Source organism: Salmonella sp. A1325 (assembly GCF_056991255.1).
The window spans coordinates 97184-117893 of the sequence record NZ_JAMLWO010000009.1 but is presented as its reverse complement, the minus strand read 5'-3'; the positions used below and the strand labels follow the sequence as shown (position 1 = coordinate 117893).

Genomic DNA, 20710 nt, shown 5'->3' with positions numbered 1-20710 from the left:
TATTTTACCGAATCACGACGCGGATCTACGGACAGGTGATTTATAGACCCGACGGCGCAGCGCCATCGGGTGGAGAGGATCAGCGAAAACGCATGGAGAGATCGAGCGCGCGTACGTGCTTGGTCAGCGCGCCAACGGAGATGAAATCCACCCCGGTTTCAGCAAATTCGCGTAAGGTTTCCGCGGTGACGTTGCCGGATACTTCCAGCCGCGCCTGGCCGTTGACGCGTTTCACCGCCTCGCGCATCTGGTCGGTGTTGAAATTATCCAGCATGATAATATCCGCGCCTGCTTTCAGCGCATCGTCCAGTTCATCCAGATTTTCGACCTCGACTTCTACCGGCACGTCCGGATGGAGCCAGAACGCTTTTTCCACCGCCTGACGAACAGAACCGGAGGCGATGATATGGTTTTCTTTAATCAGGAACGCGTCAGTGAGGCCCAGACGATGATTGGCGCCGCCGCCGCATAAAACTGCATATTTGAGCGCGGTGCGCAGACCCGGCAGCGTTTTACGCGTGTCGAGCAACTGGGTTTGGGTGCCAGCCAGCAGTCCAACGTAGCGGCGTACTTCACTGGCGACGCCGGAAAGGGTCTGGACAAAGTTTAGCGCCGTGCGCTCGCCGGTCAGCAATACGCGAGCGGGGCCGTTCAGTTCAAACACTGTTTGGTTAGCGTGAATGGCGTCGCCGTCATCGACATGCCAGGTGAGGCGCACATCATCGCCCGCCAGTTGGATGAAGACCTCTTCAACCCAGCGCTTGCCGCAGAAAACGCCGTCTTCACGAGTGATCACCGTGGCATGGGCTTGCGTATCTGCCGGCAAAAGTTGCGCGGTGATATCGTTGCCAGCATCGACTTCTCCACCTAAATCTTCACGCAGCGCCTGAGCAACGGTGGCAGGGATATCGAGATTAATGCGTTCCAGTAGCGCGTCACGTCGGTCGTCTGGGTTATAACGGCGAGGCGGCATGATAAAACTCCAAATTGCTAACGAATCATAAGGTAGAAACATGCTACTCTGAAGCAGCTATAAGCACCACTCAAAAGGAGACTCCGCATGTTGCCAGATAAGGGTTGGTTGGTAGAGGCGCGACGCGTCCCTTCTCCGCATTATGATTGCCGTCCGGATGACGAAAAACCGTCCTTGCTGGTGGTGCATAATATTAGCCTGCCCCCCGGCGAATTTGGCGGTCCGTGGATCGATGCATTATTCACCGGAACGATAGATCCAGACGCCCATCTTTTTTTTGCAGAAATCGCTCATCTTCGTGTTTCGGCCCATTGTCTGATTCGTCGCGACGGTGAAATCGTCCAGTATGTGCCTTTTGATAAGCGTGCGTGGCATGCGGGCGTATCAAACTATCAGGGGCGGGAACGTTGTAATGATTTCTCCATTGGTATTGAGCTGGAGGGGACGGATACGCTGGCTTATACCGATGCGCAGTATCAGCAGCTAGCCGCCGTGACGCGCACGCTTATCGCTTGCTATCCGGCGATCGCCGACAATATGACCGGACACTGCAACATTGCGCCTGACCGCAAAACGGACCCTGGCCCTGCCTTTGACTGGCCGCGTTTTCGCGCTTTGGTAGCCCTCTCGTCGCACAAGGAGATGAAATGACGCTGTTTACGACATTACTGGTGCTGATTGTCGAGCGCCTGTTTAAGCTGGGCGAGCACTGGCAGCTCGATCATCGGCTGGAGGCGCTATTCCGTCGGATTACGCATTTTTCGATGTTGCGCACGATGGGAATGACGGCGATCGCGATGGTGGTGACTTTTCTACTGCTCCAGGCGTTAAAAGGGCTGCTATTTAACGTACCGACGCTGGTGGTGTGGATTCTCCTGGGCGTGCTGTGTATCGGCGCGGGCAAAGTGCGAGTACATTATCACGCCTGGCTGAAAGCGGCGTCCCGTAACGATCCGCATCCTTGCGAGGCGATGGCCAGCGAGCTTACGCTGATTCACGGCGTGCCGCCGGATTGTAATGAGCGTGAATTTTTGCGTGAGCTGCAAAATGCGTTGTTATGGATAAATTTCCGTTTTTACCTCGCACCGCTATTTTGGTTTATCGTTGGCGGTCCATGGGGGCCGGTAACGCTGGTGGGCTATGCGTTTTTACGGGCCTGGCAGACCTGGCTGGCGCGCTATCAGACGCCGCACCAACGTTTGCAATCCGGCATTGACGCTATTCTTCATGTGCTGGACTGGATTCCGGTACGTCTGGCGGGCGTAGTGTATGCATTACTGGGGCATGGCGAGAAAGCGTTGCCGGCCTGGTTTGCCTCGCTGGCGGATCTGCATACTTCGCAGTATCAGGTGCTCACACGTCTGGCGCAGTTCTCACTGGCGCGTGAACCGCATACTGACAAAGTAGAAACCCCCAAAGCGGCGGTGTCGATGGCGAAGAAGGCCTCGTTTGTGGTGGTGGTGATTATTGCGTTGCTCACCATTTATGGGGCATTAGTGTAGCGTTGTGCCGATGGCGCTAACGCTTATGCTGCCTACAATGGAAAAATCTGTAGGCCCGGTAAGCGTTAGCGCCACCGGGCAGTGCAACGGCTTAGATCGTATCGGCTGGCGGCACGCCAAAATCAGGCATCCCGTTTTCGTCCCAGTGCACCCGTTTCAGACGCGTATGGCGGTTGGGATCGTACAACGGATCGCCTTCAATTTCGGTGTAATTTCTCGCGTGGTACACCAGTACATCTTCACCTTCCGGCGTTTGCGTAAAGCTGTTGTGTCCCGGCCCATACTGGCGATTTTCATAGCTGGTGGTAAAGACCGGGCGCGGTGATTTATGCCAGTTGGCCGGATCGCGCGGATCGTCGTTTACGTTAATCCACAGTAATCCCATACAGTAGTTTTCATCGGTGGCGCTGGCCGAATAGCTGATAAACAGCTTGTCGCCATGCACCACGACGGCCGGACCTTCGTTAACCCAAAAACCCCGACACTCCCAGTCGTACTCTGGCTTACTGAGCCTTACCGGCTCGCCTTTAATCGTCCACGGATTTTCCAGTTCAGCCAGATAAATATTTGAGTTACCGGCAATATCCGGCGCTTTTTGCGCCCACAGATACCACTGCTTTCCCTGATGATAAAAAGTGGTGGCATCGAGGGCGAAGGTATCAAACGATGTTTTAATTTGACCTTTCTCCGTCCACTTGCCGGTGAGTGGGTCGGCATCGGCGCACTCCAGGGCAAACATGCGGTGCTGGAACATTCCCAGCTTATCAAGCGCTTGAGTATGGGTAGCGGCAAAATAGATGTACCACTTGCCGTTGATGCGGTGCATTTCCGGTGCCCAGATGAGCTGGCTCATCGGGCCGCTTTCCGGTTTGCGCCAGACGACAACGGGGTCGGCGGCGCGCAACCCTTCCAGCGAATCAGCCCGGCGGATTTCCAGCCTGTCATATTCCGGTACGGAGGCAATAAAGTAGTAATCGCTGCCGTCGCGTAAAATAAACGGATCGGCACGTTGTTCAATAAACGGGTTTGGCCAGTTTGCCATCAGGCTTTCCTTACGCTTTCAGCGGCTTTGAGCTCCTGCAACTCACTCAATTCGCGGTAATTAGTGCGACGTTTTTCCAAATCGTCCTGGATTTTTTTCATCAGTTCACGGTCAACTTTCAGCAGACGTACCACGCCTGCGGTAATCAGATAGCCAACGCCGGGGATAACGGTAAACAACAGCATAATACCGTTCATCGCCGAGGCGCTTTGCGCTTTGGCGCTGGCGTCATAACCGTACCAGGAGAGCAAAAAGCCGACCATCGCCCCGGCAATCGCCAGGCCCAGTTTCAGGAAGAACAGATTACCGGAGAAGCTAATACCGGTAATGCGTTTGCCGGTTTTCCATTCGCCGTAATCATCGACGTCCGCCATCAGCGACCAGTGCAACGGGGAAGGGATCTGATGCAGAATATTGAGCAGGAAGTAGAGCGCCACTATCATCACGGTAGCTTTCGGATCAAAGAAATAGAACGCGCAGGAGAAAATCGCCAGCGCGATATTGGTCCAGAAAAATACCTTCAATTTACACCAGCGATCGGTTAAGACTTTTGCCAGCATACTGCCGATCATCATACCGACCACGCCAAGGCTAATAAAAAGCGTAGCGAAATGGGTGCTTTGTCCCATCACCCAGGTGACGTAATACATGGTCGCCGCCATACGGATAAACCCCGGGCAGACGTTACATAAGGTCAATAGCAGAATGCGTACCCATTGATCGTTTTTCCACACGTCTTTGAAATCATTCTTCATATCATCGTGCGTCGGAATGGCAGGGCGAACGCGTTCGCGGACGCTGGCAAAGCAGAACAGAAACATACCCATGCCGATAATCGCCAGCACGGTCATCGCCAACTGATAGCCTTTGGCTTTGTCGCCGCCGCCAAACCAGTCCACCATCGGCAATAGCGTTAACGATAGCAACAGCGTCGCGATGCCGACTAACACGAAGCGATAAGCCTGACAGGCCACGCGCTCTTTTGGATCATTGGTGATCACGCCGCCCAGTGAGCAATAGGGAATATTGATGGCGGTGTAGGTCACGGAAAGCAGAAAATAGGTGACGAAAGCATAGACAACTTTGCTGTTATAGCCCCAGTCCGGCGTCGTGAACATCAGAACGCTGAACAGCGCGTAGGGAAATGCAATCCACAGTAGCCAGGGGCGGAAACGACCATATTTACTTTGGGTACGATCGGCAAGCGCGCCCATCACCGGATCGGTAACGGCATCGATAACGCGTACTGAAAGGAGTAAAACACCGACTAACGCCGGGGCAAGACCAAAAATATCCGTATAAAAATAATTCACAAACAGCATGATAGCGCCAAAAATAATGTTACATCCGGCGTCGCCCATGCCATACCCGATTTTCTCTCTTACCGAAAGTCTGCCCTTATCCATTGAGACTTCTCCCCATCAGATGATGGCGGTAATTATTCGCCTGCGAGCTTTTATTTGCGTAGCAGGATCACGCCGCTGATATGGATAAAATGGTTATACGTGGGAAACTGTGAGGCAGATAACACCCTCCCCGGACGGGGAGGGCGGAAAAGTAACGCCACGATCAGTGGGCTTTCACCGTTTTTGCCGTTTTTTCTTTACACAGGTAGCCGACGCCCAGGATGAGCAGCCATACCGGAATCAGCCACACGGAGATCGCCATACCTGGCGTCATCAGCATAATGATCAATACCGCCGCCATAAACAGCAGACAGAGAACGTTGCCGAACGGATAAAACAGGGCCGGGAAGCGGGTGTTCACGCCCTGCTGCTGTTTCGCGCGACGGAACATCATATGGGCAAGGCTAATCATCGCCCAGTTAATGACCAGCGCGGAGACCACCAGCGCCATCAGCAGTCCGAATGCGGACTCTGGGGCCAGGTAGTTGAGCAGCACGCACAACGCCGTCACGACGGCGGAAACCAAAATGGAGCTCACCGGCACGCCGCGTTTGTCGACGTTCAGCAGCGCTTTCGGCGCATTTCCCTGCTGGGCCAGACCGAACAGCATACGGCTGTTGCAGTAAACGCAGCTGTTATAAACCGATAGCGCGGCGGTGAGAACCACGATATTCAGCGCATTGGCGACAAACGTATCGCCCAGCTCATGGAAGATAAGGACAAACGGGCTGGTATCGGCGGTGACGCGCGTCCATGGCAGCAGCGAAAGCAGAACCGCCAGCGAGCCGATATAAAAAATCAGGATGCGATAGATAACCTGATTGGTGGCTTTGGGGATGCTCTGTTCCGGGTTATCGGCTTCAGCGGCGGTGATCCCTACCAGCTCCAGTCCGCCGAACGAAAACATAATAATGGCCATCATCATCACCAGCCCGGTCCAGCCATGCGGCAGAAAGCCGCCCTGTTCCCACAGGTTGCGCACGGTGGCTTGCGGACCAGCGGTATCGCTGAAGAGTAACCACGCGCCGAACAGAATCATAGCGATGACGGCGATCACTTTAATAATGGCGAACCAAAACTCCATCTCACCGAACACTTTAACGTTGGTCAGGTTGATGGCGTTAATAATCACAAAGAAGGCTGCCGCAGAAGCCCAGGTGGGGATCTCCGGATACCAGAACTGGATATATTTACCCACTGCGGTCAGTTCCGCCATGGCAACTAATACGTACAGCACCCAGTAGTTCCAGCCGGAAGCGAATCCGGCAAAGCCGCCCCAGTATTTATAGGCGAAGTGGCTAAAAGAGCCGGCGACCGGTTCTTCAACCACCATCTCCCCCAGCTGGCGCATAATCAGAAAGGCAATAAAGCCTGCAACCGCATAGCCCAGGATAATTCCTGGCCCCGCCGACTGAATAACGGAGGCGCTTCCCAGGAACAAGCCTGTCCCTATCGCGCCGCCCAATGCGATAAGCTGAATATGGCGGTTTTTCAGGCCGCGCTTGAGCTGCTCGCCGTGCTGCTGACTGTCCATCATAAAACCTCGTGTATCGGGCGCGGTTTATTTATAACGCGCTTATTTTGAACGATGCAGTAGTGCGTGTGTAAGTTTGCAATTCCGCTTTTTGTATTAATTTATTTACAGGTTCGTTTTTTTAAATGTCACTTCAACTCTTTCGTCTTGATCAGAATAATGGTATGTGACCGCGAATGCACCTGCTTTGTGCAGGGGTGATGACGAGTTGCGTAAAAAGAAAGCACTTGTAAATACCTCCTTTTATTTTCCCTTACAAAGGTTGATTTGTTTTTATTCATTATTTATGCATAAAAACGCATTTAATCTGCTGTTGAATCGGTTCAGATGAGATTTTTTATCGTTTCAAATACGTTAAATCTACCTCCTGGTGGGTAAATTTAACATTTGTGCACAGTTACAGTTTTGAAACATGATTTCTGTAAAATTGTTAAAATGTGCCTCCTTTACTGATTTCAATCAAAACCTGTATGGACAGAAGGTGAATACTTTGTTACTTTAGCGTCACAGACATGAAATTGGTAAGACCAATTGACTCCGGGCAAATGGCTTAAGACAGGAAATCATGGCCTACAGCAAAATCCGCCAACCAAAACTCTCCGATGTGATCGAGCAGCAGCTGGAGTTTTTAATCCTTGAGGGAACATTGCGTCCCGGAGAAAAACTCCCACCGGAACGTGAACTGGCAAAACAGTTCGACGTCTCCCGTCCCTCCTTGCGCGAGGCGATTCAACGTCTCGAAGCGAAGGGATTGTTGCTTCGTCGCCAGGGCGGCGGAACCTTCGTGCAGAGCAGCCTGTGGCAGAGCTTTAGCGACCCGCTGGTGGAACTGCTCTCCGATCACCCTGAATCCCAGTTTGACCTGCTCGAAACGCGCCATGCGCTGGAAGGCATTGCGGCTTATTACGCGGCGCTGCGCAGCACCGACGAAGATAAAGACCGTATTCGCGAGCTGCACCACGCTATTGAGCTGGCGCAAGAGTCCGGCGATCTGGATGCCGAGTCCGAAGCCGTGCTCCAGTATCAAATCGCCGTCACCGAAGCGGCGCACAACGTGGTATTGCTTCATCTGCTAAGGTGTATGGAGCCGATGCTGGCGCAAAACGTGCGGCAGAACTTCGAATTGCTGTATGCGCGTCGGGAGATGCTGCCGCTGGTGAGTACGCATCGCACCCGTATATTTGAAGCCATTATGGCCGGAAAACCAGAAGAAGCGCGTGAAGCGTCACACCGCCATCTGGCGTTTATCGAAGAGATTATGCTGGACAGAAGCCGTGAGGAGAGCCGTCGTGAACGCGCCTTACGCCGTCTGGAGCAGCGCAAGAATTAGTTTTTTCTGGCAGAACGTTAACCAGAAGATGTTGTGAATAACGCGCAAAAATGTGCGCGGCAACTAAACGCAGAACCTGTCTTATTAAGCTTTCTGACGAAAGTTTAATGGGACAGGTTCCAGATAACTCAACGTATTAGATAGATAAGGAATACCCCCATGTCAGAACGTTTCCAAAATGACGTGGATCCGATCGAAACTCGCGACTGGCTACAGGCGATCGAATCGGTCATCCGTGAAGAAGGTGTTGAGCGCGCTCAGTATCTGATTGACCAACTGCTTTCTGAAGCTCGTAAAGGCGGCGTGAAAGTCGCGGCAGGCGCAGGGGCCAGTAATTACATCAACACTATTGCCGTTGAAGACGAACCGGAATACCCGGGCAATCTGGAGCTGGAACGTCGCATTCGTTCTGCTATCCGCTGGAACGCCATCATGACCGTGCTGCGCGCGTCTAAAAAAGACCTTGAGTTGGGCGGCCACATGGCGTCCTTCCAGTCTTCCGCCACGATCTATGATGTCTGTTTCAACCATTTCTTCCGTGCGCGCAACGAACAGGATGGCGGCGATCTGGTGTACTTCCAGGGCCACATCTCTCCGGGCATCTACGCTCGCGCGTTCCTGGAAGGTCGTCTGACCCAGGAACAGATGGATAACTTCCGTCAGGAAGTTCACGGTAATGGCCTCTCTTCCTATCCGCACCCGAAACTGATGCCGGAATTCTGGCAGTTCCCGACCGTCTCTATGGGTCTGGGCCCAATCGGTGCTATCTACCAGGCGAAATTCCTGAAATATCTGGAACACCGCGGCCTGAAAGATACCTCTAAACAGACCGTTTACGCCTTCCTCGGCGATGGCGAGATGGATGAGCCGGAATCCAAAGGCGCGATCACCATCGCCACCCGTGAAAAACTGGACAACCTGGTCTTTGTTATCAACTGTAACCTGCAGCGTCTTGACGGCCCGGTCACCGGTAACGGCAAGATTGTTAACGAACTGGAAGGCATCTTTGCAGGTGCTGGCTGGAACGTTATTAAAGTCATGTGGGGCGGTCGTTGGGATGAACTGCTGCGTAAAGACACCAGCGGTAAACTGATCCAGCTGATGAACGAAACCGTTGACGGCGACTACCAGACCTTCAAATCCAAAGACGGCGCTTACGTACGTGAGCACTTCTTCGGTAAATATCCGGAAACCGCAGCCCTGGTGGCCGACTGGACCGATGAGCAGATTTGGGCGCTGAACCGCGGTGGTCACGATCCGAAGAAAGTCTACGCGGCACTGAAAAAAGCGCAGGAAACCAAAGGCAAAGCGACCGTAATCCTGGCCCATACCATTAAAGGTTACGGCATGGGTGACACCGCGGAAGGTAAAAACATCGCCCACCAGGTGAAGAAAATGAACATGGACGGCGTGCGTTACGTCCGCGATCGTTTCAACGTGCCGGTTGCCGATGCTGATCTCGAAAAACTGCCGTACATTACCTTCCCGGAAGGTTCTGAAGAACACAAATACCTGCATGAACGCCGTCAGGCGCTGCATGGCTACCTGCCAAGCCGTCAGCCGAACTTCACCGAGAAGTTAGAGCTGCCGACCCTGGAAGATTTCGGCGCGCTGCTGGAAGAGCAAAGTAAAGAGATTTCCACTACGATCGCTTTCGTGCGTGCCCTGAACGTGATGCTGAAGAACAAGTCGATCAAAGATCGTCTGGTTCCGATCATCGCCGACGAAGCGCGTACTTTCGGTATGGAAGGTCTGTTCCGTCAGATTGGTATCTACAGCCCGAACGGCCAGCAGTACACCCCGCAGGACCGTGAGCAGGTTGCTTACTACAAAGAAGACGAGAAAGGCCAGATTCTGCAGGAAGGTATCAACGAGCTGGGCGCAGGCGCATCCTGGCTGGCTGCGGCGACCTCTTATAGCACCAACGATCTGCCGATGATCCCGTTCTATATCTACTACTCCATGTTCGGGTTCCAGCGTATCGGCGACCTCTGCTGGCAGGCTGGCGACCAGCAGGCTCGCGGCTTCCTGATCGGCGGGACTTCCGGTCGTACAACGCTGAACGGCGAAGGTCTGCAGCACGAAGATGGTCACAGCCATATTCAGTCGCTGACTATCCCGAACTGTATCTCTTACGACCCGGCTTACGCTTACGAAGTGGCTGTCATCATGCATGATGGTCTGGAGCGTATGTACGGTGAGAAACAAGAGAACGTTTACTACTACATCACCACCCTGAACGAAAACTACCACATGCCGGCCATGCCAGCAGGTGCCGAGGAAGGTATCCGTAAAGGTATCTACAAACTCGAAACCCTTGAAGGTAGCAAAGGTAAAGTTCAGCTGCTGGGCTCCGGTTCTATCCTGCGTCACGTGCGTGAAGCGGCACAGATTCTGGCGAACGACTACGGCGTAGGTTCTGACGTGTACAGCGTGACCTCCTTCACCGAACTGGCGCGTGATGGCCAGGATTGTGAACGCTGGAACATGCTGCACCCGCTGGAAACCCCGCGCGTTCCGTACATCGCTCAGGTGATGAACGACGCTCCGGCAGTGGCATCTACTGACTATATGAAACTGTTCGCCGAGCAGGTTCGTACTTACGTACCGGCTGACGACTATCGCGTACTGGGTACGGATGGCTTCGGTCGTTCCGACAGCCGTGAGAACCTGCGTCACCACTTCGAAGTTGATGCTTCTTATGTGGTTGTCGCAGCGCTGGGCGAACTGGCTAAACGTGGCGAAATCGACAAGAAAGTGGTAGCGGATGCGATTACCAAATTCAACATCGATGCAGATAAAGTTAACCCGCGTCTGGCGTAAGAGGTAAAAGAATAATGGCTATCGAAATCAAAGTACCGGACATCGGGACAGATGAAGTTGAAATCACCGAGATTCTGGTCAAAGTGGGCGACAAAGTTGAAGCTGAACAGTCGCTGATCACCGTAGAAGGCGACAAAGCCTCTATGGAAGTCCCGTCTCCGCAGGCTGGCGTCGTGAAAGAGATTAAAGTCTCTGTCGGCGACAAAACCGAGACCGGTGCACTTATCATGATTTTCGATTCCGCCGACGGTGCAGCTGACGCTGCACCTGCTAAGGCAGAAGAGAAGAAAGAAGCGGCGCCGGCAGCAGCACCTGCTGCGGCAGCGGCGAAAGACGTTCACGTTCCGGATATCGGCAGTGACGAAGTTGAAGTGACTGAAGTGATGGTGAAAGTGGGCGACACCGTCGAAGCTGAACAGTCGCTGATCACCGTCGAAGGCGACAAGGCCTCTATGGAAGTGCCGGCGCCGTTCGCGGGCACCGTGAAAGAGATCAAAGTGAACACCGGTGATAAAGTGTCTACCGGCTCTCTGATTATGGTCTTCGAAGTGGCGGGCGCAGCGCCTGCCGCAGCACCAGCGAAAGCGGAAGCCGCTCCGGCTGCGGCTGCTCCAGCGGCAGCGACGGGCGTGAAAGACGTTAACGTACCGGATATCGGCGGCGACGAAGTTGAAGTCACCGAAGTGATGGTCAAAGTCGGCGATAAAGTTGCCGCTGAACAGTCGCTGATCACCGTGGAAGGCGACAAAGCCTCCATGGAAGTGCCTGCGCCGTTCGCGGGTACCGTGAAAGAAATCAAAATCAGCACCGGCGATAAAGTGAAAACCGGTTCTCTGATTATGGTCTTCGAAGTAGAAGGCGCAGCGCCTGCGGCCGCTCCGGCTAAACAGGAAGCGGCGGCACCGGCTCCGGCGGCGAAAGCTGAGAAGCCTGCTGCCCCGGCTGCCAAAGCGGAAGGCAAGTCTGAGTTCGCTGAAAACGACGCTTACGTTCACGCTACCCCACTGATTCGCCGTCTGGCGCGCGAGTTTGGCGTCAACCTGGCGAAAGTGAAAGGCACCGGTCGTAAAGGCCGTATTCTGCGCGAAGACGTTCAGGCTTACGTGAAAGACGCTATCAAACGCGCGGAAGCTGCGCCGGCTGCTACGGGCGGTGGTATCCCGGGTATGCTGCCGTGGCCGAAAGTGGACTTCAGCAAGTTTGGTGAAGTTGAAGAAGTGGAACTGGGCCGTATCCAGAAAATCTCTGGCGCGAATCTAAGCCGTAACTGGGTGATGATCCCGCACGTTACGCACTTCGACAAAACCGATATCACCGATCTGGAAGCGTTCCGTAAACAGCAGAACGCCGAAGCTGAGAAGCGCAAACTGGACGTGAAATACACGCCAGTGGTCTTCATCATGAAAGCGGTTGCCGCTGCTCTGGAACAGATGCCGCGCTTCAACAGCTCTCTGTCCGAAGACGGTCAGCGTCTGACCCTGAAGAAATACATCAACATCGGCGTGGCGGTTGATACCCCGAATGGCCTGGTGGTTCCGGTCTTTAAAGACGTGAATAAGAAGAGCGTGACCGAGCTGTCTCGTGAACTGACCACCATCTCCAAAAAAGCGCGTGATGGTAAGCTGACCGCTGGCGAAATGCAGGGGGGGTGCTTCACTATCTCCAGCATCGGCGGCCTGGGAACTACCCACTTCGCGCCGATTGTCAACGCGCCGGAAGTGGCTATCCTCGGCGTTTCTAAGTCGGCGATGGAACCGGTGTGGAATGGGAAAGAGTTTGTGCCGCGTCTGATGATGCCTATCTCTCTTTCCTTCGACCACCGTGTGATCGATGGTGCTGATGGTGCGCGTTTCATTACCATTATCAACAATATGTTGTCTGACATTCGCCGTCTGGTGATGTAATGAAAAAGCCGGCCCGACGGCCGGCTTTTTTTTGATAATCTCATGGAGTTTGTGAGGTTATTAGCGAAAGCGATAATTCGTGATCCGTTTGTTGTTTCAAAATTGTTAACAATTTTGTAAGATACGGGCGGATAGAACGACCCGGTGGATGATGGGCGATCAAGTACCCCAGACCGCCGGATACAAATAAAGAGGTCATGATGAGTACTGAAATCAAAACTCAGGTCGTGGTACTTGGGGCGGGCCCGGCAGGCTATTCTGCCGCTTTCCGTTGCGCTGATTTAGGTCTGGAAACCGTAATTGTAGAACGCTACAGCACCCTCGGTGGTGTTTGTCTGAACGTCGGCTGTATCCCTTCTAAAGCGCTGCTGCACGTAGCAAAAGTTATCGAAGAAGCCAAAGCGCTGGCTGAACACGGTATCGTCTTCGGTGAGCCGAAAACCGATATCGACAAGATTCGTACCTGGAAAGAAAAAGTGATCACGCAGCTGACCGGCGGTCTGGCGGGTATGGCCAAAGGCCGTAAAGTGAAAGTGGTCAACGGTCTGGGTAAATTCACCGGGGCGAACACCCTGGAAGTTGAAGGCGAAAACGGCAAAACCGTGATCAACTTCGACAACGCGATCATCGCGGCAGGTTCTCGTCCGATCCAATTACCGTTTATTCCGCATGAAGACCCGCGCGTATGGGATTCTACCGACGCTCTGGAACTGAAAGAAGTGCCGAAGCGTATGCTGGTCATGGGCGGCGGTATCATCGGTCTGGAAATGGGTACCGTATACCACGCGCTGGGTTCAGAGATTGACGTGGTTGAAATGTTCGATCAGGTTATCCCGGCTGCCGATAAAGACATCGTTAAAGTCTTCACCAAGCGCATCAGCAAGAAATTCAACCTGATGCTGGAAACCAAAGTGACTGCCGTTGAAGCGAAAGAAGACGGTATCTACGTTTCGATGGAAGGCAAAAAAGCCCCGGCTGAAGCGCAGCGTTATGATGCGGTTCTGGTGGCGATTGGTCGTGTGCCGAACGGTAAAAACCTCGACGCGGGCAAAGCTGGCGTGGAAGTTGACGACCGTGGCTTTATCCGCGTGGACAAACAGCTGCGCACCAACGTGCCGCACATCTTCGCTATCGGCGATATCGTCGGTCAGCCGATGCTGGCGCATAAAGGCGTTCACGAAGGCCACGTTGCCGCTGAAGTTATCGCCGGGAAGAAACACTACTTCGATCCGAAGGTTATCCCGTCTATCGCGTACACCGAGCCAGAAGTGGCATGGGTTGGCCTGACCGAGAAAGAAGCGAAAGAAAAAGGCATCAGCTATGAAACCGCCACCTTCCCGTGGGCAGCTTCTGGCCGTGCTATCGCTTCTGACTGCGCAGACGGTATGACCAAACTGATTTTCGACAAAGAATCTCACCGCGTGATCGGCGGGGCGATTGTCGGCACCAACGGCGGCGAGCTGCTGGGTGAAATCGGTCTGGCGATCGAAATGGGCTGTGACGCGGAAGACATCGCGCTGACCATTCATGCGCACCCGACTCTGCATGAGTCCGTGGGCCTGGCGGCGGAAATCTTCGAAGGTAGCATTACTGACCTGCCGAACCCGAAAGCGAAGAAGAAATAATCTTCTGTAGGTGGCAATGCGCCATCCGACACAGAAAAGCGGCTTTACAGCCGCTTTTTTTATGCATGGCAAATCAGATGTGTCAAATGATGGCGAAGGATAACGAAAGCGCAAAATTTATCTTTTCCGCAGCAGTACGCTTTTCAAAGCTTATGCCGTCGGTAGTGCCTTTGTCTGTCATTTTCGACCAACTAATTGTTTCATAAGAAATACCTCTCCTTACTTTGTCATTACCCTGAAATTAGTAACGCTATAAAATAATAGCGAGCTAATTATGAGGTTTGATATATGAAACTTTTTCTGACAACAGCAGCGCTAACTGCGACGTTGATTTCCGGCATGGCATTTGCCAGCGATCCCGTCATCCCCTGGGCGACTAACAGCGGCGGTACGGAAAGTACGCATATTGCGGCAATGGGCGAGGATTTAAATGCGCAGCATCAGCAGATCACCCACACGCATGAAGGCGTATGGGCGGCCAATTCCGGCAGCATTCAGGCTGATGAAGCCGCGCTGACCAGCAACAAGCCGCCGGTACAAGGCCACCCGGAATTAATGCCGCATCAGGGCTAATGATCATGGCCTGGCGATAACGCCAGGCGCTTACGGGTTATTCGGCGACCTGCCACTGCGCGTCTGGCGCAAAACGCGTGATAGCCTGAACTTTACTCTCCGTCTCCTTGCCTAAATCCGCCTGATAAATACGATCGTCCTGGTTGACCATAAAACTCATCACCCCGGTTTCGCCGTAATGCATCGGCCAGGCCAGAAGCGCCGCGCCGTGACCGTCGTTATCGCTGATAATACGGAAATGGTAGCCGTGGTAACCCTCGTCTGGCGCTGCGGGGCTAAAGTTTGGGCCTAACGGACTGGGGACGTCGCCTGCTTTGGTTGGCCAGTACAGGCCATCTTTTTGGCCTTCGCTACTGATTATCCTGTGTGCCCAGCGATGGTTTTGTAAGTAATAGTCCTGCTGCGCATCAACGTAAGCATGCATGGCCTGTAAGGTAGAAAGTTCATTTCGCCCAATAGTACGGGTGAGGATCTCATTCCCGGCTGCCGCCATATCAAAGCGCCAGCCGCCAGTCTCTTTCACCATGGGCACCGGGAGCTGCCAGTCTTCTCGTCCGACATTCAGGTGCGCCGTATTGTCTTTTTGTACAATGCGATGGCCTTCGCGCCAGTCACGATTGAAGCGGGCCACGGCCTCGGGATCGGCACCTTCCGGCGGCAGAAATTGCCGCCAGTCATCGCCCAGTAGCGCGGTAAGCTGCGTTTCGTTTTTTCCGGCTACCGCCGCGGCGAAGGCGCTGGCGGCCGCTTCCGGGGAGGGGAACCGTTCCTGCGCGTAGCCCAGCAAGGGTAACGACAGTAACAGAGCGCTTAACATAACCTTTTTCATTATCTGCTCCGGTTAACGGCGATGAAATTCATGATGTTCAGAAAAATGTTCCCGCGCGGCGGCGCGTTGCTCGGTGTTTAAGTGACTGCCGCGACGGCTTTCCAGGCCGCGTAGCTGTTGCGATTGCCATGACGGCGATCGACTGTCGTTCCCGCTAAACACATTGGCGTGCATATTCTGGCGAAATGCCTGACGCTGCTGTGGCGTAGAGGACGCGATCCGCTGATGCGCCGCGTTACGCTGTTGCTGCGATAAGGGATGCTGCTGCGTCTGGGATTTCAGCGTCGCGCTATGCTGCTGCGCCGTCTGTCGACGCGCGCTGTCATACTGATTGTCATAACCGCGATAATTATTACGCCGGGCAATTTGATTTAATTGTTGTGAGGCCACCTTACGCTGGGCATCGCGGGTGCCTGGCGCTGGCAAAGAAGCGTTCGCCGTATGGCTGCGCTGTTGGAATTGCGCCATGGCCGCCTGGCGCTGACTGTCGCGAGACACTGGCGCTTGCTGCGTTGCGCTTAACCCGCCGCTAACATTGGTGGGATGGAACCGTTGCGCAACGGTATTATTCGGATAGGGGACGCCATTGCGCCAGGCGGGATTATGCTGCCAGCCCATCGTTTGGCCCGGCAGGTTTTTCCCGGATATCCGGTTGAAATTATTGACATTGATGTTGATATTATCGCCATTATGTTGATAACCGTTACCACCATGATGGTAATCATCATCATGATGGTCGTCGTCATGGTGGTGATGATCGTCGTCATCCCAGTCTATGCTGCTGAACAACGCATAGGTGGTGGCGACGCCCAGACTATAACCAAAACCTTTAACAAAACTATCGGCAAACTGCTGCCCCGGAGGGGGCGGTAAATACACCGGCGGATAAGCGGTATTGGGCCAGGCGCCATACACCGTCGCGGGGTTATAGTTCGGCACGTACACCACCTGCGGATTCGCGGGTTCAATTTTGATGACGGTCGACGGTGTCGCTGGCGTACTGGCGGATGTGGTGGTGGTTGTTGTCGTCGTGACGGCGGTAGAAGCGCTGGACTTCGGCACGCTGGTGACGGTTTGCTGCGGCGTTGATTTTAGCGAACCGGTTTGTTGAGCGAGCAGACGCAACCTTTGCACCGCATCCATCACATCCTGTGGCTGGGCTAAGAACGCATCGCCCAGGTTTTGCACCCATTGCGGATTCTCGCCCATAAGCGCCATCAACTGGGGAAAGGCGACCAGCGATTTGACGCTGGGGTCCCACGGTTGGCTGGCCACCGCCTGAATAGCGGCATCGCCCTGCAGCGTGGGGTTATCTCGCGACCACTGGACGGCCTGAACCACGTTCGCCGGGTAGGTGGAGGCCATGAGCACCTGCGAAAGCAGGGCATCGGGATAAAGCGCGACAGGCGCGACCCATTGATCGATTTGCGCAGTGGTAAAGGTCGTTTTCGCGACAGGCGCGGGCACAGCGGTCTGCGTTGGCTCAGGGGCGGGAGCTGCCGCCTGCGCGGGCGCTTCGGGAGCGCGGCTTTTAACATACAGTACGCCCGAAGCGGCAAATAACCCGGCACTGCACACAAGGGCAATGAGATGGGGTTTAAAGGGCAACGTCATTTTATCTCTCCCGATTCCAGAGAATCGCTATGGTCATTATGCCTGCCGCCGACGGGGTGCAGTTTCGCGTGAGTATAAAGGGACGATAGTTTAATTTTTAGCTAATGTTGGGATCGATAACGTTACGTGACGATCAAAGCACGAAATGAGGTAAGCATTTATGGCTGTAGCTCCCGTTTCAGTAGAGCATTAGACCATCCTTAACGATTCAGCCACTTTTTTATGTTGCTTTTTTGTAAACAGATTAACACTTAAAGAAAATCCTGTTATTGTGCCGTATGCGGTACCGGGCATTTACCCTACTAACTACTGTCTCACAGGAGCGTGAAGAGAATCGCCCATCAACAAAAGCGCCGCATTATGACAATGAGAGCGAGGAGATATCGTCGTGCTAGAAGAATACCGTAAGCACGTAGCTGAGCGTGCTGCCCAGGGGATTGTGCCAAAACCTTTAGACGCAACCCAAATGGCTGCGCTTGTCGAGCTGCTGAAGACCCCGCCTGTGGGCGAAGAAGAATTCCTGTTAGACCTGTTGATCAACCGCGTTCCTCCTGGCGTAGATGAAGCCGCTTATGTTAAAGCCGGTTTTCTCGCTGCTGTCGCGAAAGGCGACACCACCTCCCCGCTGGTCTCCCCAGAAAAAGCCATTGAACTGCTGGGCACCATGCAGGGTGGTTACAACATTCATCCGCTGATTGATGCGCTGGACGATGCGAAACTGGCGCCGATTGCTGCCAAAGCGCTGTCCCACACCCTGCTGATGTTCGATAACTTCTACGACGTAGAAGAGAAAGCCAAAGCGGGCAATGAATATGCCAAACAGGTGATGCAATCCTGGGCCGACGCCGAATGGTTCCTGAGCCGTCCGCCGCTGGCGGAAAAAATCACCGTCACCGTTTTCAAAGTGACCGGCGAAACGAATACCGACGATCTCTCTCCGGCACCGGATGCGTGGTCGAGACCGGATATCCCGTTACATGCGCAGGCGATGCTTAAAAACGCCCGTGAAGGCATTGAGCCGGATCAGCCAGGCGTTGTCGGCCCGATCAAACAAATCGAAGCATTGCAGAAAAAAGGCTACCCGCTGGCTTACGTGGGCGACGTGGTGGGCACCGGTTCTTCCCGTAAATCCGCGACCAACTCCGTGCTGTGGTTCATGGGCGATGACATCCCGAACGTGCCGAACAAGCGCGGCGGCGGTCTGTGCCTCGGCGGCAAAATTGCACCTATCTTCTTCAACACCATGGAAGATGCGGGTGCGCTGCCTGTGGAAGTGGATGTATCCAGGCTGAATATGGGCGACGTGATTGACGTCTACCCGTACAAAGGCGAAGTGCGTAACCACGAAACCGGCGAGCTACTGGCAACCTTCGAACTGAAAACCGACGTGCTGATCGACGAAGTGCGTGCCGGTGGTCGTATTCCGCTGATTATCGGCCGTGGCCTGACCACCAAAGCGCGTGAAGCGCTGGGGCTGCCGCACTCAGACGTTTTCCGTCAGGCAAAAGACGTGGCGGAAAGCAGCCGTGGCTTCTCTCTGGCGCAGAAAATGGTCGGTCGCGCCTGCGGCGTGAAAGGCATTCGTCCGGGCGCGTACTGCGAACCGAAAATGACCTCCGTCGGTTCTCAGGATACTACTGGCCCGATGACCCGCGATGAGCTGAAAGACCTGGCCTGTCTGGGATTCTCCGCCGATCTGGTCATGCAGTCGTTCTGTCACACCGCAGCCTATCCGAAGCCGGTTGACGTCACCACGCACCACACGCTGCCAGACTTCATTATGAACCGCGGCGGTGTCTCCCTGCGTCCGGGCGACGGCGTGATCCACTCCTGGCTGAACCGTATGCTGCTGCCGGACACCGTCGGTACCGGCGGTGACTCCCATACCCGTTTCCCGATTGGTATCTCTTTCCCGGCGGGCTCAGGCCTGGTGGCGTTTGCCGCCGCGACTGGCGTGATGCCGCTGGATATGCCGGAATCCGTGCTGGTGCGTTTTAAAGGCAAAATGCAGCCGGGCATCACCCTGCGCGATCTGGTCCACGCCATTCCGCTGTACGCCATCAAACAGGGCCTGCTGACCGTTGAGAAGAAAGGCAAGAAAAACATCTTCTCTGGCCGCATCCTGGAAATCGAAGGTCTGCCGGATCTGAAAGTTGAGCAGGCGTTTGAGCTGACCGATGCGTCCGCCGAGCGTTCCGCGGCGGGCTGTACCATCAAGCTGAACAAAGAGCCTATCATTGAATACCTGACCTCCAACATCGTCCTGCTGAAGTGGATGATTGCCGAAGGCTACGGCGACCGTCGTACGCTGGAACGTCGTATCCAGGGTATGGAAAAATGGCTGGCGGACCCGCAACTGCTGGAAGCCGATGCTGACGCGGAATACGCGGCGGTGATCGACATCGATCTGGCGGATATCAAAGAGCCAATCCTGTGCGCGCCGAACGATCCGGACGACGCGCGCCTGCTGTCCGATGTGCAGGGCGAGAAGATCGACGAAGTGTTCATCGGTTCCTGCATGACCAACATCGGCCACTTCCGCGCGGCTGGTAAGCTGCTGGATAACCACAAAGGCCAGTTGCCAACCCGCCTGTGGGTAGCGCCGCCAACCCGTATGGACGCCGCGCAGCTGACCGAAGAAGGTTACTACAGCGTGTTCGGTAAGAGCGGCGCGCGTATCGAAATTCCGGGGTGTTCCCTGTGTATGGGTAACCAGGCGCGTGTGGCCGACGGCGCGACGGTGGTCTCTACCTCTACCCGTAACTTCCCGAACCGTTTAGGTACCGGTGCGAACGTCTTCCTGGCTTCTGCGGAGCTGGCGGCGGTGGCGGCGCTGATCGGCAAACTGCCGACGCCGGAAGAGTACCAGACCTTTGTGGCGCAGGTAGATAAGACGGCGGTGGATACCTACCGTTACCTGAACTTCGACCAGCTCTCTCAGTACACTGAGAAAGCGGACGGCGTGATTTTCCAGACTGCGGTGTAATTTGCCTGACGGCGTCAGGCTTACCATGCCTACGCCTCTTATTGCCCGGTGGCGGCTACGCTTACCGGGCCTACAAAACCCATCGCAACTGCGGTGGGTTTTTATTTTCATTCCGCCTGCTGTTCCCGCTTTTTTTCTTCTCCGCTGCTGCGATAATGACTGTAAGGGCTTTGCAGAGGAACACATTATGGATTACGAATTTCTGCGCGACGTTACCGGAGGGGTAAAAGTACGAATGTCGATGGGCCACGAGGTGGTCGGTCACTGGTTTAATGAAGAGGTTAAAGACAACCTATCGCTACTGGATGAAGTAGAACAAGCCGCGCGTACGGTCAAAGGCAGCGAACGCTCCTGGCAACGAGCAGGGCATGAATACACGATCTGGATGGACGGCGAAGAAGTGATGATTCGCGCCAATCAGCTGGATTTTTCCGGCGATGAGATGGAAGAGGGGATGAGTTATTACGATGAAGAGAGTTTATCCCTGTGCGGCATGGAGGATTTTCTGCGGGTCGTCGCCGCGTATCGGGAATTCGTCAGTAAAGCCTGACCCTCTCTTCGTTATTGTC

The 20710-nt window shown here is 54.4% G+C and carries 15 protein-coding genes; 9 read left to right on the top strand and 6 right to left on the bottom strand.

Translation table 11 applies throughout. The features are described from left to right. Positions 1-79: 79 nt before the first annotated feature. Complete coding sequence (gene nadC / locus NAZ64_RS17120; protein ID WP_076934753.1) at positions 80-973, bottom strand: carboxylating nicotinate-nucleotide diphosphorylase; 894 nt, start codon at positions 971-973, stop codon at positions 80-82. A gap of 87 nt (positions 974-1060) precedes the next feature. On the opposite strand from nadC, the gene ampD reads away from it, so the two are divergent. Beyond that, positions 1061-1624, top strand: coding sequence for a 1,6-anhydro-N-acetylmuramyl-L-alanine amidase AmpD (gene ampD / locus NAZ64_RS17115; protein WP_220569400.1), 564 nt, complete (start codon positions 1061-1063; stop codon positions 1622-1624). Next, a complete protein-coding gene (gene ampE / locus NAZ64_RS17110; RefSeq protein ID WP_000172039.1) occupies positions 1621-2475 on the top strand; it encodes a beta-lactamase regulator AmpE in 855 nt (284 codons plus the stop codon). Before ampD ends, ampE begins: the two co-directional genes overlap by 4 nt. 91 nt (positions 2476-2566) lie before the next feature. Here the strand turns inward: ampE and NAZ64_RS17105 are convergent, their stop codons facing one another. The 3 genes from NAZ64_RS17105 to aroP form a co-directional block, all read right to left on the bottom strand. Continuing rightward, positions 2567-3517 carry a glycoside hydrolase family 43 protein gene (locus NAZ64_RS17105; protein WP_220569399.1) on the bottom strand — a complete coding sequence of 317 codons (951 nt, stop codon included), beginning with the start codon at positions 3515-3517 and terminating at the stop codon, positions 2567-2569. Next, positions 3517-4923 (bottom strand): glycoside-pentoside-hexuronide (GPH):cation symporter, encoded by a 1407-nt coding sequence (locus NAZ64_RS17100; RefSeq protein ID WP_023137246.1) that lies wholly within the window; start codon positions 4921-4923, stop codon positions 3517-3519. Before NAZ64_RS17100 ends, NAZ64_RS17105 begins: the two co-directional genes overlap by 1 nt. Positions 4924-5086: 163 nt before the next feature. Next, positions 5087-6460, bottom strand: a complete 1374-nt coding sequence (gene aroP / locus NAZ64_RS17095) for an aromatic amino acid transporter AroP (RefSeq protein WP_115400776.1) — start codon at positions 6458-6460, stop codon at positions 5087-5089. 562 nt (positions 6461-7022) lie between these two features. Here aroP and pdhR point away from each other — a divergent pair. The 5 genes from pdhR to NAZ64_RS17070 all read left to right on the top strand — a co-directional run bounded on the left by pdhR (position 7023) and on the right by NAZ64_RS17070 (position 14712). Beyond that, a complete protein-coding gene (pdhR, locus tag NAZ64_RS17090; RefSeq protein WP_000331771.1) occupies positions 7023-7787 on the top strand; it encodes a pyruvate dehydrogenase complex transcriptional repressor PdhR in 765 nt (254 codons plus the stop codon). Between the two features lie 159 nt (positions 7788-7946). Beyond that, positions 7947-10610 (top strand): pyruvate dehydrogenase (acetyl-transferring), homodimeric type, encoded by a 2664-nt coding sequence (gene aceE / locus NAZ64_RS17085; protein ID WP_017441556.1) that lies wholly within the window; start codon positions 7947-7949, stop codon positions 10608-10610. Between the two features lie 14 nt (positions 10611-10624). After that, positions 10625-12514, top strand: coding sequence for a pyruvate dehydrogenase complex dihydrolipoyllysine-residue acetyltransferase (gene aceF, locus NAZ64_RS17080; protein ID WP_000963591.1), 1890 nt, complete (start codon positions 10625-10627; stop codon positions 12512-12514). A gap of 200 nt (positions 12515-12714) precedes the next feature. Continuing rightward, the gene (gene lpdA, locus NAZ64_RS17075; RefSeq protein WP_001529952.1) at positions 12715-14139 is read left to right on the top strand and encodes a dihydrolipoyl dehydrogenase; all 1425 of its coding nucleotides are present in this window, start codon (positions 12715-12717) and stop codon (positions 14137-14139) included. A 288-nt stretch (positions 14140-14427) separates the two neighbouring features. Continuing rightward, positions 14428-14712, top strand: a complete 285-nt coding sequence (locus NAZ64_RS17070; RefSeq protein ID WP_000765363.1) for an outer membrane protein — start codon at positions 14428-14430, stop codon at positions 14710-14712. Positions 14713-14749: 37 nt separating this feature from the next. On the opposite strand, the gene NAZ64_RS17065 is transcribed toward NAZ64_RS17070, so the two are convergent. Then, positions 14750-15541 (bottom strand): DUF2950 family protein, encoded by a 792-nt coding sequence (locus tag NAZ64_RS17065; RefSeq protein WP_000757452.1) that lies wholly within the window; start codon positions 15539-15541, stop codon positions 14750-14752. A gap of 12 nt (positions 15542-15553) precedes the next feature. Beyond that, entirely contained in the window at positions 15554-17155 is a 1602-nt protein-coding gene (locus NAZ64_RS17060; RefSeq protein ID WP_483640995.1) for a DUF3300 domain-containing protein, read from the bottom strand. A 388-nt stretch (positions 17156-17543) separates the two neighbouring features. Here NAZ64_RS17060 and acnB point away from each other — a divergent pair, with 388 nt between their 5' ends. After that, positions 17544-20141, top strand: a complete 2598-nt coding sequence (acnB, locus tag NAZ64_RS17055) for a bifunctional aconitate hydratase 2/2-methylisocitrate dehydratase (RefSeq protein WP_483640994.1) — start codon at positions 17544-17546, stop codon at positions 20139-20141. Between the two features lie 187 nt (positions 20142-20328). Next, complete coding sequence (gene yacL, locus NAZ64_RS17050) at positions 20329-20691, top strand: protein YacL (RefSeq protein ID WP_000384308.1); 363 nt, start codon at positions 20329-20331, stop codon at positions 20689-20691. Positions 20692-20710 lie beyond the last annotated feature (19 nt).